12 protein-coding genes are annotated in these 16,152 nt (G+C 62.1%); 3 read left to right on the top strand and 9 right to left on the bottom strand.

Annotation, left to right across the window (positions count from 1 at the left end):
- Positions 1-31 precede the first annotated feature (31 nt).
- From QFZ40_RS07160 to QFZ40_RS07150, 3 genes are read right to left on the bottom strand one after another with little or no spacing between them, the layout of a single operon-like run.
- Positions 32-919, bottom strand: coding sequence for an ABC transporter ATP-binding protein (locus QFZ40_RS07160; RefSeq protein WP_306903611.1), 888 nt, complete (start codon positions 917-919; stop codon positions 32-34).
- The gene (locus tag QFZ40_RS07155; protein ID WP_306903609.1) at positions 906-1,793 is read right to left on the bottom strand and encodes an ABC transporter permease; all 888 of its coding nucleotides are present in this window, start codon (positions 1,791-1,793) and stop codon (positions 906-908) included. The genes QFZ40_RS07160 and QFZ40_RS07155 overlap by 14 nt, the downstream gene beginning before the upstream one ends.
- Complete coding sequence (locus tag QFZ40_RS07150; RefSeq protein ID WP_306906852.1) at positions 1,793-4,786, bottom strand: glycosyltransferase family 4 protein; 2,994 nt, start codon at positions 4,784-4,786, stop codon at positions 1,793-1,795. The genes QFZ40_RS07155 and QFZ40_RS07150 overlap by 1 nt, the downstream gene beginning before the upstream one ends.
- Positions 4,787-6,042: 1,256 nt before the next feature.
- On the opposite strand from QFZ40_RS07150, the gene QFZ40_RS07145 reads away from it, so the two are divergent.
- Positions 6,043-6,552, top strand: coding sequence for a DUF3515 domain-containing protein (locus tag QFZ40_RS07145; protein ID WP_306903608.1), 510 nt, complete (start codon positions 6,043-6,045; stop codon positions 6,550-6,552).
- A 43-nt stretch (positions 6,553-6,595) separates the two neighbouring features.
- On the opposite strand, the gene QFZ40_RS07140 is transcribed toward QFZ40_RS07145, so the two are convergent.
- From QFZ40_RS07140 to murA, 4 genes are read right to left on the bottom strand one after another with little or no spacing between them, the layout of a single operon-like run.
- Entirely contained in the window at positions 6,596-7,741 is a 1,146-nt protein-coding gene (locus tag QFZ40_RS07140) for a D-alanine--D-alanine ligase family protein (protein ID WP_306903607.1), read from the bottom strand.
- Between the two features lie 2 nt (positions 7,742-7,743).
- A complete protein-coding gene (locus tag QFZ40_RS07135; RefSeq protein WP_306903606.1) occupies positions 7,744-8,796 on the bottom strand; it encodes an NAD(P)H-dependent glycerol-3-phosphate dehydrogenase in 1,053 nt (350 codons plus the stop codon).
- Positions 8,793-9,617 carry a lysophospholipid acyltransferase family protein gene (locus QFZ40_RS07130; protein ID WP_306903605.1) on the bottom strand — a complete coding sequence of 275 codons (825 nt, stop codon included), beginning with the start codon at positions 9,615-9,617 and terminating at the stop codon, positions 8,793-8,795. The genes QFZ40_RS07135 and QFZ40_RS07130 overlap by 4 nt, the downstream gene beginning before the upstream one ends.
- Before the next feature lie 10 nt (positions 9,618-9,627).
- On the bottom strand, positions 9,628-10,953 hold the full coding sequence (murA, locus tag QFZ40_RS07125) for a UDP-N-acetylglucosamine 1-carboxyvinyltransferase (RefSeq protein WP_306903604.1): 1,326 nt from the start codon (positions 10,951-10,953) through the stop codon (positions 9,628-9,630).
- A 398-nt stretch (positions 10,954-11,351) separates the two neighbouring features.
- Between murA and QFZ40_RS07120 the strand changes: the two genes are divergently transcribed.
- Entirely contained in the window at positions 11,352-13,139 is a 1,788-nt protein-coding gene (locus QFZ40_RS07120) for a DUF7402 domain-containing protein (RefSeq protein WP_306903603.1), read from the top strand.
- Positions 13,140-13,230: 91 nt separating this feature from the next.
- On the opposite strand, the gene leuD is transcribed toward QFZ40_RS07120, so the two are convergent.
- The gene (gene leuD / locus QFZ40_RS07115; protein ID WP_306903601.1) at positions 13,231-13,833 is read right to left on the bottom strand and encodes a 3-isopropylmalate dehydratase small subunit; all 603 of its coding nucleotides are present in this window, start codon (positions 13,831-13,833) and stop codon (positions 13,231-13,233) included.
- A gap of 8 nt (positions 13,834-13,841) precedes the next feature.
- Positions 13,842-15,293 (bottom strand): 3-isopropylmalate dehydratase large subunit, encoded by a 1,452-nt coding sequence (leuC, locus tag QFZ40_RS07110; RefSeq protein ID WP_306903600.1) that lies wholly within the window; start codon positions 15,291-15,293, stop codon positions 13,842-13,844.
- A gap of 125 nt (positions 15,294-15,418) precedes the next feature.
- Between leuC and QFZ40_RS07105 the strand changes: the two genes are divergently transcribed.
- Positions 15,419-16,138 carry an IclR family transcriptional regulator gene (locus QFZ40_RS07105; protein ID WP_306903599.1) on the top strand — a complete coding sequence of 240 codons (720 nt, stop codon included), beginning with the start codon at positions 15,419-15,421 and terminating at the stop codon, positions 16,136-16,138.
- The last annotated feature ends 14 nt before the right edge of the window (positions 16,139-16,152 follow it).

Here is a 16,152-nt window from a genome sequence, read left to right as displayed (position 1 = left end):
AGTCCGGTGCGGATCTCCCGGAGACCCTGCATTAGCCTCGGCTCCGGCGTGAGGACCGCCCGCGGACCTCGGTGGCCACGAGGTTCGCTTTGGCGTCGTCGAGAATCTTGGTGGCTGAAATATTGTTGCCTTTGGAAAGGTGACGCGTGAAGTCCTGATAGGCCTTAATGGCCACGTCCGGCGCACCGTCCATGATCAGGTCGCCCTTGTCCAGCCAGACCGCACGCGTGCACATGTCCTTGATCGTTTCCAGGCTGTGGCTTACTAGGAAGACACAGCCGGCCTGCTCGCGGAGCTCATCCATCCGCCGCTTGCTGCGATCCCCAAACTGAGCATCACCGGTATTGAGTGCCTCGTCCACCAAAAGGATCTCAGGGTCGACGCTCGCGGCGATGGCAAATCTGAGGCGCGAAGCCATGCCCGAGGAGTAGGACTTCATCGGCAGATGGATGGATGTCTCAAGGCCGGAAAGCTCCACAATGCTGTTGAACTTTTCGTCCACGTCCGCCCGGCTCATGCCCATGGCCAGACATCCGAGGATGACGTTCTGGTCACCGGAAAGGTCCGGGACCAAGGCCGCGTTGACGCCAAGCATGATAGGGGTACTGGACGCATACACGGCCCCCCTGGTGGGCTTTGACTGGCCGCTGATGATCTTCATCAAGGTGCTCTTACCCGAACCATTCCTGCCAATGATCCCCACCGACTCCCCCCGTTCAACAACGAGGGAGAGCTTGTTCAGGGCCCTCACGGTCACCATGTTGGGCTTGCTGACAGCCTTGTGGAGGAATCGGGATCTGAACTGTCCAGTATCAGGTTCCGCAGCCGCACTGGAGGCAACGCGGTACCGCATCTCGACGCAGTCCACCACCACGCAGGGATGTCCCTCGATGAAAATTTCCTGTTCATCCGCGTCCATAGGATTCCTCCCCTTTCCAGAAATAGACCAAGCCGGCAGCTAGCATCCCTAGCGCCCAAGCGGCAAGGATGGCCCACGACTGCCATTGGGGAACCTTGGCGTAAAGCACGCAATCCCGGACTATGTCGATCACGTTAAAGAGGGGATTGAGCTTGATGGCAGCAAGCATCTGCGGTTGGGTGATGAAGCGGTCATATGTGTAGAAGATTGCTGAGATGTACATCCATGCCCGTAGCGCGAAGGGAAGCAGGTGCGTGACATCATGCACCCGGGAGATGACGCGGGCAAGAATGAGTCCAACCCCAAGGTTGAACAGCGACTGTAACAATATGGCCGGCAGGACCAGAATCCAAAGCCAGGTGATTTTCTCTGCAGGCGGCAGCACCACCACGATCAAAAGCATGGCCAGTATGAGGGGCACCGCGGCCAGCAATTCGCGTACGTTGGCCCCGATAGGCAGCGCTGCCCGCGGAAAGTTGAATGCCTGCACCACAGACTTACTCCCGTGGATGGAACGCGCGCCGGACGTGATGGCACCGGAGCTGAACTGGAACACGAATATCCCGACCACCAGGTAGCCAAGGAAGTTCTCGATGCCACGGCTTGTATTCAATAACAAACCAAAAATCAGGTAGTAGGTCAGACCATTGAAGATGGGGTTCAGGAGCAGCCAGGCGCTGCCAAGGCGGTCCCTCCGCGTACCGCTTTGGACACGGGCCCGGGCATCGTAAAAAATGAACTGCCGGAAGTTCCAGAGCTGAACAAGGTAGTCCAGGAACCCTGGCCGCGATCCGACACGTGTCAGCCGCCGCATATCTACGGAGAGGGGCTGTATGGCCACGGTCTCTGGGTCTACTGCACTATCTGCGGACACTACTTGCTCTCCTCATGTTCGTGGTGTAGCCCCGCATAACGGTTGGCCAGTGCTCTTGCATTGGCCGTCCAGGTCCTCTCGGCGAGAACGGCAAGCCGGCCGGCTTGCCCCATCGACGCCCTGCGGTTCCCGTCAGCCAGCAACGCCGAGATGGCGCGTGCAAGTTCGCCAGGTGATTCGGAAGGGGCCAATAGCCCGTTGCGACCCTCGACTATTATCTCCCGAAGGGCCGGCAGGTCACTCCCCACTACCGGTCGGGCGCTTGCCAAAGCTTCCACGGGCTTGAGTGGAGTGACCGAACGGGTCACTTCTAGGTCCTTCCGTGGGATCACGAAGACGTCCAGGGCCTGGTGATACAGCGGCGTCAGCTCCCGCGGAACCCGCCCCGTGAAAATCGCCCTGTCAGCCAGCCCCAGGGCGCGGACTTGCTCCAGCAACGCCGGACCGGCCACGCCGTCACCAACGATCAGGAGGCGCAGGCGTGGATGTTCAGGCGCCAGCAGCGCGAAGGCACGGACAAGGTCGTCAAGGCCCTCATATCCGACGAGGCTGCTGACGGTGCCGATATAGAGTCCGTCCTCCGGCAGCCCTAGTTGGCGGCGTGCGCTGGCAGCATCCAGTGGCTGCTGGAGGAAGCCGTCGCCAACAGCATTGGGCGCGATGATGACGTCCTCCGCCGGGATACCCGCAGCGACGATGTTCGCCTTCATAGCCTGCCCCAGAGTCACGACAAGATCGGCATTCCGCATGATGTCGGTTTCCCGGTCCTGGAACAGCCGGTACTTTTCACTGTCCCGAGCCTCAGGACCCCGCGTGGCTGCCCACGTGTCCGCTAACTGGCCGCGGACCTCGTACACCCAAGGAATCCCCAAGGCCTCCGCTACCGCCCGGACCACGAGTCCGTTGACAAAGTGTGTGGTGGTGTGAAGCACACTGGGTCGGAATTCCAGCGCCACCTTCAGCAATTCCTCGGCCTGCTGTTGCAGGCGCGCGTCCATCGTCGGCGCCAATCCTGCAGGCAGGAGACGACGGTATTGGACGCCGTCTACGACGTCTCCAGCCTGCGCGAAGAGTTTCCCAACCTGCACAGGATATGCGATCCTCGTCACGGCGAGCACCTCCCAGCCCACCTGCTGCTGCGCCTTCATGATGGAGTGCGACCTCTGGGCATAGCCGCTGGCGGTATGGGGGAGCGAATTGGTGAGTAAGTGCAGGACTCGGCCGGCAACCGGAGCAAAGGCCTGACTCGGCAACGACGGCGCCGTGCCCGCATACACCGCCGCCTCACCGGAAAGCCGAACTTGCTGCCGCCGTCCCGACGCACCCGAACCCTCTAGTACGGCGATGGCGCCGGTAAGGTTCCCGTCATGCCACAGCCTGCGGGCCTGTGCTGCTTGATACCTCCGCGCCAATCCGGAGCGAGCGAGGAAGACGTCGCCTAACTCCGGCCGGTTGGCAACCAATGCGATGTCTGCCAACCTTCGGGCCTTCTCGCCTGTGACCTTCCGGTCTGTAGCGAGCCGAAGCCGGCGGCAGACATCGCCGTCGTCGCCAATTACGAGCGATGCGAGCAGCGCAGGCACAGCCACGGAGTCTTTTGGCGTCGCCGCACGCACCACATGGGCCAGCCGACGGACCACCGTTTGCCGGAGCCTACGCGAAAGTTGGAGGATCAGCACCATCGGGTCGTCCGTGAAGTGCTGTCCCGCCGTGTGGGCCGCAAGCCGTAGATTTCTCAGTATCTGGATGATTGAGGTGGCTCCAGATGCCTTGCCAAGGAGCTCTGAGATTAGTCCCATGTAGCAAGTGGCCAGCTGCTCATACTCGGCATGTGTTTTGACCCATTCCCGGCTGTCGCCGTTACGGGCCAGACGCAGGCGGTTGGCGGCGAGATCGCGCCACAAGGCCGCCAGGGCTTCAGGGTCGCTGGCCACAATATCGCCAGCTTCGGCATCGGCGATGATTCGTGCAGCCTCGCCGCGGACCATGGCCGTGACGTGGCGGCCAACGGCAAGAACCTCATAGGTCTTGGACGGAACAGTGGTTTCGAAGGATTTCCAATCGTCGCGCAGTGAAACAAGGCAGGTGTCGGCCGAGGCGTAGCGTTCCATCACGGCATCGCCATGAAGGGGTGCATGAAAGGTCACCGGGGCCTTCAATTCGCGGGCGAGCTTCTCCAGTGCAGGACGCTGCGTCCCGTGGCCAACCATGTGCAAGTGCATTGAGCTTCCCACCAAGGCGCTTGCCCGGATTGCCACATCCAGGCGTTGACTCTCACCGTGGTTCCCCAAGTACAGCGCCTCGAAGATGGGCCGTTCAAGTCTAGGTGAATCCAGCACGGGGATAGCGTCCAGATTAAGTCCGTTGCTGACGGTCGCCACATTTCGGATCCCGCGGGCACGCAAGGAATTAGCGAATCCTTCCGTCACCGTGACCACTAAATCCGCGCGCTGTTGCACAAATTCAACCACGCGTTCCACGACACTTTTTACACTTCCCTGAACCAAACGTGCGTCGCGGGCAAGGTCCGGCCACGCGTCGCGCATCTCAACGATCAGTGGCACTCTTCGCAGCTTAGCCAGAAGGTAGCCGGCAGCGAGCGAAGGGAGTGCCGGTGCCGTGACAATTACAACATCTGGCCTCCGCAAGAACATCCCGGCTGGAACAGACAGTAACGCCGAATAGCACTGGTCCACCAAGCGGGCGGCCCGTGAATTGCCGTGCCGAAGGTAAGGCACGCGGAGTACGTTCTCTGTGAACTGTCCCTTCTGTAGCCGGAATGGCCGGCCCGCCATCCGCCGCGGCAACTCGCGACGCCCGAACGGATAGTGAGCGACAGGAGCGACTACGTCAACCCCCCAGCCTGCGCGGGAGAACTCCTTGATCATCGCGGTCCAACGGCGTTGGGGAGGACTGTGCTCCGGCCAGTAAGAGTGGGTGATGAGTGTGATCTGAATCGGGCTCAGGGTCGGACTTTCTGCCGCGGCGCCCATCGGCAATTCATGGCTCATGCGTCAGGACTTGCCAAGGACTGGGAGGTCCGGCCTCCTTTTTTCGACCCCAAAAACCGGAAGTAGGCGTACCCAAGGCACAGCAGGAGAGCGACGACGGCAGCGCGGACTCCGATCGAACTGCCGGTCGCTGCGGCCACGGCCGCCTTCACTGCGGATTTAACGGCTGCCGCGGGTTTTGCTGGCGCAACGGCTAGAGCCGTAGCCGTAGCCGTAGCCGTAGCTTCAGTGGGGACCGGCGTCGGCGTTGCTGTGACGGCCGAGTCTTCGGTAGTTGGTGCTTCCTGTTCGGCTTCTGTTCCCTGGACCGCGATTCCCGGCACAACGACTGGAGACCATACAGGCGACGTTTGAACGGGTGCAGGGGGGACGTAAGCAGACGCTGCCGGGAGCGGCGCCTCCGGCTGCACCGGTACGGGCACGGGCGTCGTCTCGGCCGGGAGGTCAGGTTCCGGCGCCGGAGCAGTGTCGGGAGCAGGCGTAGGGGCTGGTTCCGATGGCGCCGGGTCCTGGGTGGGCGCCGGGTCCTGGGTGGGGTCGGCACCGACCGGCAGATCAACGACTGGCGGGTACACAGGAGGTGTCTCCGTCGCCGAGGCTACTCCTGCAGGCCCGGACGCGACCGCCGCAACCAAAAGCGCACCCAATGCGATGCGAACAGACCAATATTTACGGCCACGGGCGTTCATGGCGGTACCCCCAAATTCGAAATGGTTCCATGCTCCTATTTCCCTACACTCATCCATGACGGAGAGCAAGAAAACAGGGCACGTCCAGACAGTCTACTCGAAGATGAATACCAGGTCCCTTTCAGAGTCCTATGCATGACTTCATTGGCAAACGTCTCAACGGAATCACCCGAACACATCCCGGCTGATGTGAGTTGAGTTAGTCCTTCCCAAAAACTTCCGGAGATGTGAAGACGATGGACCAGATCCCGCCGAGCGTTTTGGAGGTGGGGAGTCATGTTTAGCGGTTCCGTCCCGGTGCCGGGTTTGTGATGACCTGGCGGGGCTTGGCGGCGGTCCGGCTGCAGCCCGAACACCGCCAGATGCCCCGACGCTTGCCGAGGTCGCATACGTCAGCATGGGCCTGGCCACAGACGACACCCAGCCAGGCATCGTCCAGGCAACGCCACCTACAAATCTCCCCGATACCCCACAACCACCTGATGCGGAGAGATCACAGCATGCGCCACACACGGCATTGACAAAGCTATGGCCAGCTAGGCTTGATCCATGCTCTCCCTTGGCGCTTTTCTTGAAGGCCGTAGCTTCTCTGTCCCCGTCGGGCTGGCAGTAGGCACTTCTCTGCTCGCCCTGTGCGCCTGTTCTCCCGTGGTAGACGTGACAGCAGCGAAAGACGCCGCCAACCCGGCGTGCGCACCGATGATGGTGGCGCTCCCCGATGCAATCGGCGATGCTGCCCTCCGAAAGACCAACAGCCAGGCCACCGCGGCCTGGGGCGACCCGTCCCAGGTGGTCCTTCGTTGCGGCGTGAACGTTCCGGGACCGACGACGGATCGGTGCGTCAGCGTCAACGGTGTTGACTGGGTCATCAAGGAAGGCGACCCGGTGTGGACGCTGACCACGTTTGGACGCGATCCGGCCACCGAAATCCTGCTGGACCCGGACAAGATCAGCTCTGCCACTGTCCTGGCCGATCTCTCCGCACCGGAGGCAAAGATCCCGTCAACCCGGAACTGCGTGGGCCAGGAAGACCTGCAGAACTTGCCCGGCAGCCAATAGCTCTGCCTTCAGCTGGACGTGCTGCACCGAAGAGCTGAACTGCTCAGCGCAGGCCTGTCTTCCGGTGCAGTGCAAGGTAAATCAGTTCGTCGATCAAGTCAGCGTAGTCCAACCCTGACGCCGCCCACATCTGCGGGTACATGCTGTTTGGCGTAAATCCAGGCATCGTGTTTATTTCGTTGATGATCAGCTCGCCGTCAGGCGTATAGAAGAAGTCAACCCGGCTCAGACCTTCTGCCCCCACGGCGTCGAAGGCCGCGGCCGCAAGCTCCCGCACCCGATTGATGGCCTCCTCCGGGATGTCGGCGGGGCAGCTCAGTGCCGCGGCACCGTCCTCGACGTATTTCGCGGTGAAGTCATAGAATTCATGGCTGCCGCCGGCCACTGAGATCTCGCCGGGCAAGGACGTGCGCGGCCCATCGGCGCCGCGGCCTTCCAAGACGGCGCACTCGATCTCGCGGCCCGTGATGCCGGCCTCGATAACGAGCTTGAGGTCGTGGCGGCGGGCTTCCTCGACAGCTGCGTCCAGCTCGTCCAGGGAATCGACTTTGGAGATACCCATGGACGATCCAGCCCGGGCCGGTTTGACGAACACAGGAAAGCCGAGCCGGTCCACCTGCTTGCGGACAGCTTCTGCATCCTTGATCCACTGCCGGTCCGTGACCGCGATGTAGGGCCCCACATGGAGGCCTGCGGCCTCAAAGACCACCTTCATGTAGTGCTTGTCCATGCCAACGGCAGAGGCAAGTACACCGGCGCCCACGTAGCGGGTGTCGGACAGCTCCAGGAGCCCCTGGATGGTGCCGTCTTCACCGAAGGGCCCATGCAGCAGCGGGAAGACCACGTCAACGGTTCCGAGTTCCTGCGGGACTGCGTTCGGGGAGGCCACGATCAGCTGGTGCTCACCGCCGATTTCCGCCAGAGTCACCGTTTCCGACGACGGCGGCACCTCCGGCAGCGACGATGCCGACAGTGACCACTGGGCTGTGTCGGCTGCGGCCAGCACCCATTGCCCCGACTTCGCGATTCCAATCGGAATGACTTCGTATTTGTCTTTGTTGATGGCGCCGAGCACACCGGCGGCAGTCACGCAGCTCACGGCATGTTCGCTGGAACGGCCGCCAAAGAGCACGGCAACGCGGGGTTTGACGCTTCTTTCAGGTGCCGCATTCTGATCGAAATCGCTCATGCTCAGTGATCACCTTCAGATTTAAGTTCGCGGGAAAGTAGAAGCGGGCCCAGTTCATCAACGTGAAGTTTACCCGCCAGAACCGCGTCAACAGCGGCTGTGATGGGCATTTCAATTCCCCATAGCCCGGCCAATTCGTTGACTGCCTGGCAGGACTTGATGCCTTCGGCGGTCTGCTTCATCTCTTCGTTCACCTGGTCCAGCGTCAGTCCCCTTCCCAACAGCCGTCCTGCAGTATGGTTCCTCGATAGAGGGGATGAACAGGTGGCCACCAAGTCGCCCAGCCCCGCCAAACCAGAAATAGTATTAGCATGGCCGCCAAGCGCCAGCGCCAGCCGTGACGTCTCTGCCAAACCACGCGTGATCACTGAGGCTTTTGTGTTGTCCCCCATTTGCTTTCCCTCGCAAATACCTACGGCAAGCGCAATGACGTTTTTAACGATTCCGCCAATTTCCACACCAACTACATCAGTGGTTGTGTAGGGCCGAAAATATGGAGCAGTGCAGTGCCGGGCAATCCATGCTGCGGTTGCGGAATCGGCGCAGGCCACAACAGATGCTGTGGGCTCCCCACGGGCAATCTCCATGGCGAGATTGGGTCCGGAAACCACTGCCACCCGATCCTCGGGAATGTCCAGCTCCTGTTGGATAACCTCGCTCATCCGGGCGTCAGTGTGAAGCTCAAGGCCCTTCATTAGGGACACCACTACTGCACCGGGTGCGATGAGCTGTTTCCATTCACGCAGCTGCGGCCGCAGGGTCTGGGCCGGTACGGCAAGTATTACCACTCCTACGTCCCTAAGAACCTCCTCCACGTCCGTAGAAGCCGTGATGCTGGACGGAAGCACTATGTCCTTGAGGTATTGCTTATTCGTGTGCAAATCGTTGATCTGCTGGACGACTTCAGCCCGTCTGCCCCACAACCGGATACGGCGCTCGATTCCGGAGGAAGCGGCCGCGTCTGCGAGGACTTTTGCAAAGGTGGTTCCCCAGGAACCTGCTCCCAGTACGGCCACAGTGCTTGCAGATGTTGAGCGTTCAATATGGACCGTCATTTGTTGCTGTCCCCAGTATTCTCTTGCGAAGTTCCGCCGTCTGGAAAGGATCTGCCATTTCCGCCGGTACGGTCGACGTGCTGGCCGCGTTCCACGAACCGGCCGTGCTTGTCTTGGTTGTTCTTGGCAGGGTCCCAACGTTGGGCGGGCGGATCCTCGCCCCGGATACCTGCCAGCAGTGCTGTAACGGCGTCCATGATGGCATCCGTGGCGGCTGCCAAGTTGGCCTTGTCCAGGGGGCTGCCGGTAAAGGCGCTAAGGTCCACGGGATCCCCCACCACCACCCGTGATGTCTTGCGTGGGAAGAGGTGGAACCGCTTTGCGTACCGCGGAAAGACTTCGTGCGCGCCCCAGTGCGCTATGGGCACTACTGGGATCCCGCCTTCCAGGGCGAGCCTGGCCGCCCCGGTGTGGCCCTTCATGGGCCAGAGATCTGGATCGCGGGTGAGCGTTCCTTCTGGATAGATGATGATGGCACCGCCGTCGGCCACGATCTCCTGGGCCAGCCGCAGCGAGCGGTTGGCCCCCGCCGTCGAGCGTTCCACCGGGATCTGCCGCGTGGCCCGCAGTATCCAGCCCAGCACGGGAACTTTGAACAGCCCTGCCTTGGCAAGGAAGTGGGGCGCGCGCTTCTGGTTGTAGAGCATATGCCCCACGATGAGGGGATCAATCTCCGTGCAATGGTTGGGAGCCGCGATGAAGCCGCCTGCGGGCAGTTTTTCCGTGCCCTCCCATTTCTTGTCCATCATGACGTTCAGCAGGCTGCGCGCTATTGCGGCGATGACCACAAACGTGGCCTGGCTCTTGGCCGTTTCCTTCACGTGCGCACCACTACTTTGTTGCGGTGATGTCGAAATCCGCGCCGAGGCCCGCCAGCTTTTCCGTGAAACGCTCGTAGCCACGGTTGATGATGTCGATCCCCGTGACCCTGGACGTGCCGGTGGCAGCCAAGGCTGCGATCAGGTGGCTGAACCCACCGCGAAGGTCCGGGACATCGATATCGGTTCCCTTGAGTTGGGTAGGCCCGGAGATTACGGCGGAATGAAGGAAGTTGCGCTGGCCGAACCTGCACGGCACGCTGCCCAGGCATTCACGGTGCACCTGGATGCTGGCTCCCATCCGGATCAAGGCGTCAGTGAAGCCGAAGCGGTTCTCGTAGACGGTCTCGTGCACGATGGAGACGCCTTCGGCCTGGGTCAGCGCCACGACCAGCGGCTGCTGCCAGTCCGTCATGAAACCGGGGTGCACGTCCGTCTCCAGGACCAGCGGGTTGAGCTTGCCGCCGCGGTGGTAGAAGCGGATGCCGTCCTCGCCGATATCCATGCCTCCGCCCACCTTGCGGTAGGTGTTCAGGAACGTCATCATGTCGCGCTGCGAAGCGCCTTCAACAAAGATGTCCCCGCGCGTCACCAGGGCAGCTGAAGCCCACGACGCCGATTCGTTGCGGTCAGAGAGGGCCCTGTGGTTGTAGCCGCCCAGGTCCCGGACGCCTTCGATGCGGATTGTCCTGTCCGTCTGGACGCTGATGATGGCGCCCATCTTCTGCAGCACCGCGATGAGGTCGATGATCTCTGGTTCGGTGGCCGCCCCCGAGAGTTCGGTGATTCCTTCGGCGCGCGTGGCGCTAAGCAGGACCTGCTCAGTGGCGCCGACAGAGGGATAAGGCAGCGAGATTTTGGCGCCGTGCAAACCTTTGGGCGCCGAAATGTGGATGCCGCCCGGACGCTTTTCCACTACGGCGCCAAACTGCCGCAGGACATCGAGGTGGTAATCGATGGGCCGGTCACCGATCTTGCAGCCGCCCAGATCCGGGATGAAGGCTTCACCGATCGCGTGGATCAGCGGACCACACAGGAGGATGGGGATCCTGGAATCGCCGGCATGGGCATCAATGGCAGTGCTTGGAGCAGTCTTGGCAGCCTTGGGATCCAGCGTCAGGTCCCCGTTGACTGGATCCTTGGCTACCGTCACACCATGCAGCTGCAGGAGTGACGTGACCACCTCCACGTCTTTGATTTCCGGAACGTTCCGCAACACCGATGGTTCGTTTCCCAGCAACGCGGCCACCATTGCCTTGGGAACCAGATTCTTGGCCCCCCGGACGGTCACGCGGCCTGTAAGCGGGACTCCGCCGCGGATTGTCAGAACACTACTCATATACCGGTTTCCTTACGATTACTCGCCCCAAAATCCTTGCAAAGGCTCCAGCTAAGCATAGGAGGTCGTGTTACCGAACCGAAATACGGTGGAGTCCCGGCTGCTTTATAAGCGGACTCCCCCGGCGTCTAGCGAGTCCACGCCTTGATACCCAGTGCCGTTCCTTCCCGTCCCGGCAGCCGCCATTAAGACCCGTTCCCCTTCGATGCCATTGTGACGTGGAGCAAGTGTAGGCGGCAAAAAGACGAGTACATCGCCCTAACAAACAGGTAGTTCCGTTCATTGCCTGAGCGGGTTTGGACCAGCCATGCTCATGAGTGAAGGCTCTCCTACGAGCCGGCGGCACGGCTGCTGGGGCTGTTGTCACCAATAAGCGATTCCGTGATGACGAAAAAAGGATGAGACAGGTGCCCTTTCCCCAGCTTCGCCGATTTTCCCGAGTCCTCCTCGCCTTAGCGGCAATCACAGGGTTCGCAGGGAGCCTGGCCGCTTCCCCCAGCGCATCCGCGGACACCGCATGTGCGGCGGGATCTGCTTTGAACATCGTCGCCCATGAGGACGACGACCTCCTGTTTCAGAGCCCACGACTCATCTCGGCCATCCGAGGAGGACTCTGCGTTCGCACTGTTTACGTAACAGCCGGTGATGCAAATGATTCCGCTGCATATTGGGCATCCAGAGAGAACGGTGTGAAAGCGGCTTATGCGCAACTCGCTAACGTGGCCAACAGTTGGACGACGGCTGATGCCGGGATCCCCGGACACCCGATTCCAGTCACCACACTCAGCGGTGCGGCCAACATCTCGCTGGCATTCATGCGGTTGCCCGACGGTTTCCGGGATGGAAGTGGCGGGTCCAACAATGGGAACGAGAGCCTCCAGAAGCTGTACAGCGGCGTGATCAACACGATTACGGCCGTGGACAATTCGTCCTCGTACACGCACTCGACGCTTCAGGCCACCATTCTGGCGTTCATGAACAACTACCGGGCAACTCAGATTGTCACCTTGGACTATGCCGGCAGCTACGGCGACGGCGACCACAGCGACCATCACACTGTCGCCTACCTCGTGATGGCGGCACACCAACAGTACAGCTTGCCGCACACGATCACGGGCTATCAGGGATACGGCATCACCCAACGCCCCAGTAACGTGCTCGATCCCGATCTGACGGCGAAGACGAATGCATTTCTGGCCTACGCACAGTACGACTACAGGACCTGCAACACCGCGGAATGGTGCTCGTCCCGTTCGGAAGGAGCTTGGTTCTCGCGGTCATATACCGTAGGCACTCCTGGTCTGACACAAGGTACCGGTACCTTCAGCGGGACTGGCGTCTCCGCAGGGAGCAATGTCGCCCCATCGGCGACGGTCACCGCGAGTTCCCAGAACGAAGCCACAGGCCAAAGCGCCCTCAAGGCCGTCGACGGCGTCATCGCAGGCTACCCCGTCGACGGCACCCGGGAATGGGCCACAGTAGGCGGCAAGGCCGGAAGCTATCTCAACCTCGCCTTCCCCACCGCCGTGACATTAAATCGCGTCGTGCTCTACGACCGGCCCAACACCAACGACCAGATCACCGGCGGCAGCCTCACCTTCTCAGACGGCACCACGGTCGCCGTCCCCTCCCTGGAGAACAGCGGCCAGCCGACCACCATCAACTTCACCGGCCGCTCGACCACCAGCCTGCGACTCACCGTTACCGCCGTCAGTGGCACCACCAAAAACGTCGGACTCTCCGAACTCCAGGCCTACACTGGCACTCCGACCAATATCGCCCCATCGGCGACGGTCACCGCCAGTTCCCAGAACGAAGCCACAGGGCAAAGCGCCCTCAAGGCCGTCGACGGCGTCATCGCAGGCTACCCCGTCGACGGCACCCGGGAATGGGCCACAGTAGGCGGCAAGGCCGGAAGCTATCTCAACCTCGCCTTCCCCACCGCCGTGACATTGAATCGCGTCGTGCTCTACGACCGGCCCAACACCAACGACCAGATCACCGGCGGCAGCCTCACCTTCTCAGACGGCACCACGGTCGCCGTCCCCTCCCTGGAGAACAGCGGCCAGGCGACCACCATCAACTTCACCGGCCGCTCGACCACCAGCCTGCGACTCACCGTTACCGCCGTCAGCGGCACCACCAAAAACGTCGGACTCTCCGAACTCCAGGCCTACATGAACTGACGACCGTCTGCGTAGGCCAGCAGCGCGCCGTCGAGCCGCCATCGGAAATCGGTGGCGGCCCTCAGATGTAAAACCCAGGCGGGGACGTGCCTCAGGACAGGCGGGCCGGAAGCGTGGTGGGCTTGAACGCGGGACGGGTGGCCTCATAAGCGGTGATGTCCGCTTCGTGCTTAAGGGTAAGGCCGATGTCGTCCAGGCCTTCGAGCAGGCGCCAGCGCGTGTAGTCATCGATGTTGAATGGAGCCACGATGTTGCCACAGATTACCGTCTTGGATACCAGGTCCACCGTCACTTCGGTGCCCGGGGCGTTTTCCAGCTCTTTCCAGATCAGCTCGATGTCATCCTGGGCGAGCTCGGCAGCCAGCAGGCCCTGCTTGCCTGAGTTGCCGCGGAAGATGTCCGCGAACCGGGAGGACAGGACCGTCTTGAAGCCGTAGTCCTTCAGTGCCCACACCGCGTGTTCACGGGAAGATCCAGTACCGAAGTCGGGACCGGCCACCAGCACGGAACCGGTATTGAAAGGGGCCTGGTTCAGGATGAAGGACGGGTCCTTGCGCCAGGCGGAAAACAGCGCGTCCTCGAAGCCGGTGCGGGTGATGCGTTTGAGGTAGACGGCGGGGATGATCTGGTCAGTGTCGACATTGCTTTGCCGCAGCGGAACGCCGATGCCCGTGTGCGTGGTGAACTTTTCCATGGCGTCTCCTAGGCTGCGTGCGTGCTGATAGCGGATTCGGGGGCCGGATCGAGGTCCGACGGCGAGCTCAGCGTGCCCCGGACGGCCGTGGCTGCTGCCACCACCGGGGAGACCAGGTGGGTGCGTCCGCCCTTGCCCTGGCGCCCCTCAAAGTTGCGGTTGGACGTGGAGGCGCAGCGCTCCCCCACTTCCAGCTGGTCCGGGTTCATGCCCAGGCACATGGAGCAGCCGGCGAAGCGCCATTCTGCGCCAAAGTCCTTGAAGACCTTGTCCAGCCCTTCAGCCTCCGCTTCCAGCCGCACGCGGGCCGAACCGGGAACCACCAGCATCCGGATGTTCGGGTCCTTCTGCCGTCCGCGGATGATATCCGCGGCGGCCCGGAGGTCCTCCATGCGCGAGTTGGTGCAGGAGCCCAGGAAGACCGTGTCCACCCGGATCTCCTTCATCGGGGTGCCCGCCTGCAGGCCCATGTACTGCAGAGCCCGCTCAGCGGCCGCCTTGGCGTTTTCGTCGCCGAAGTCCTCCGGCGAGGGAACTTTCGAGGACAGCGACACGCCCTGGCCCGGGTTGGTGCCCCAGGTGACGAACGGCTCAAGGGTGTCGGCGTCGAGGTCGACTTCGACGTCGAACGTGGCGTCATCGTCGGTCCGCAGCGTGTTCCAGTACTCGACGGCGGCGTCCCATTCCGCGCCCTGGGGTGCGTGCGGGCGGCCGAACATGTAGTCGTAGGTGGTCTGGTCCGGCGCCACCAGGCCTGCACGGGCGCCGGCTTCGATGGACATGTTGCAGATGGTCATCCGGGCCTCCATGGACAGCGCACGGATGGCGGAACCGCGGTATTCCAGGACGTAGCCCTGGCCTCCGCCGGTGCCGATCTTGGCGATCACCGCGAGGATGATGTCCTTGGCGCTGACGCCGGGACGGAGCGTGCCTTCGACATTGATGGCCATGGTCTTGAACGGCTTCAGGGACAGGGTCTGGGTGGCCATGACGTGCTCCACCTCAGAGGTGCCGATGCCCATGGCCAGGGCACCGAAGGCCCCGTGGGTGGAGGTGTGCGAATCACCGCAGACAACTGTCATGCCGGGCTGGGTGAGACCCAGCTGCGGGCCGACAACGTGCACAATCCCCTGTTCGGCGTCGCCGAGTGAATGCAGCCGGACACCGAATTCAGCACAGTTGTTCCGCAGCGTCTGGATCTGGGTGCGGCTGGTCAGATCGGCGATGGGCTTGTCGATGTCCAGCGTAGGAGTGTTGTGGTCCTCCGTGGCGATGGTGAGGTCAGGCCGACGCAGCTTCCGGCCGGCAAGGCGCAGACCTTCAAATGCCTGCGGTGATGTCACCTCGTGGACAAGGTGAAGGTCAATGAAGAGAAGGTCGGGCTGGGCGTTGGCTCCTTCGCCGTCGCCTTTGCGCACCACATGTGCGTCCCAGACTTTCTCGGCCAGTGTCTTTGCCACGGCCATCTCCCTTCACTGCTGTTTTTGGCTATTCCTCAAGTGCTAAAACCACTGAATCAGTATGGCCGTGTAATTTGCTAGCCGAAACATTTGCATCTCAGATATTGAGACGGCAATATCATTACATGGACAATTCTAGTGGAGTCGGTGTCATTGATAAAGCGGCCCATGTGCTTGACGCACTTGAGGCCGGACCCACCACCCTGGCGCAGCTAGTGGCTGCCACCGGACTGGCCCGGCCCACTGTTCACAGGCTCGCCCTGGCACTGGTCCACCACCGGCTGGTCAGCCGCGACATCCAGGGGCGCTTTGTCCTGGGTAGCAGGCTCGTCGAACTGGCATCGGCGGCGGGCGAGGACCGCCTGATCGCCTCCGCGGGCCCTGTCCTGGTGCAGTTGCGGGACGCCACCGGCGAGAGCGCCCAGATCTTCCGCCGGCAGGGAGACTGGCGCGTTTGCGTGGCTTCCGCCGAACGCCCCATCGGTCTCCGTGACACCATCCCTGTCGGGACTCAGCTGTCCATGAAAGCCGGCTCCGCGGCCCAGGTCCTACTCGCCTGGGAGGACCACGACCGCCTCCTTGAAGGCCTTCAGTCCGCACGGTTTACGCCCACCGTACTTGCCGGCGTACGACGGCGGGGCTGGGGACAGAGCCTCGGCGAACGCGAGCCGGGAGTCGCCTCCGTTTCAGCACCGGTACGCGGGCCGTCCGGACGGGTGATCGCCGCCGTTTCCATTTCCGGGCCGATTGAGCGCCTGACCCGCCAACCCGGCCGCCTTCACGCCGAGGTGGTCTGCAACGCAGGCCGTATCCTCACTGAGGCCTTGCGCAAGAACAACGACTGACTGGCTAGGCTGTT

The organism is Arthrobacter pascens (assembly GCF_030816475.1).
Taxonomy (GTDB): Bacteria; Actinomycetota; Actinomycetes; order Actinomycetales; family Micrococcaceae; genus Arthrobacter; species Arthrobacter pascens_B.
The sequence above is the reverse complement of the archived record's forward strand: the minus strand, read 5'-3'. Positions and strand labels throughout refer to the sequence as shown.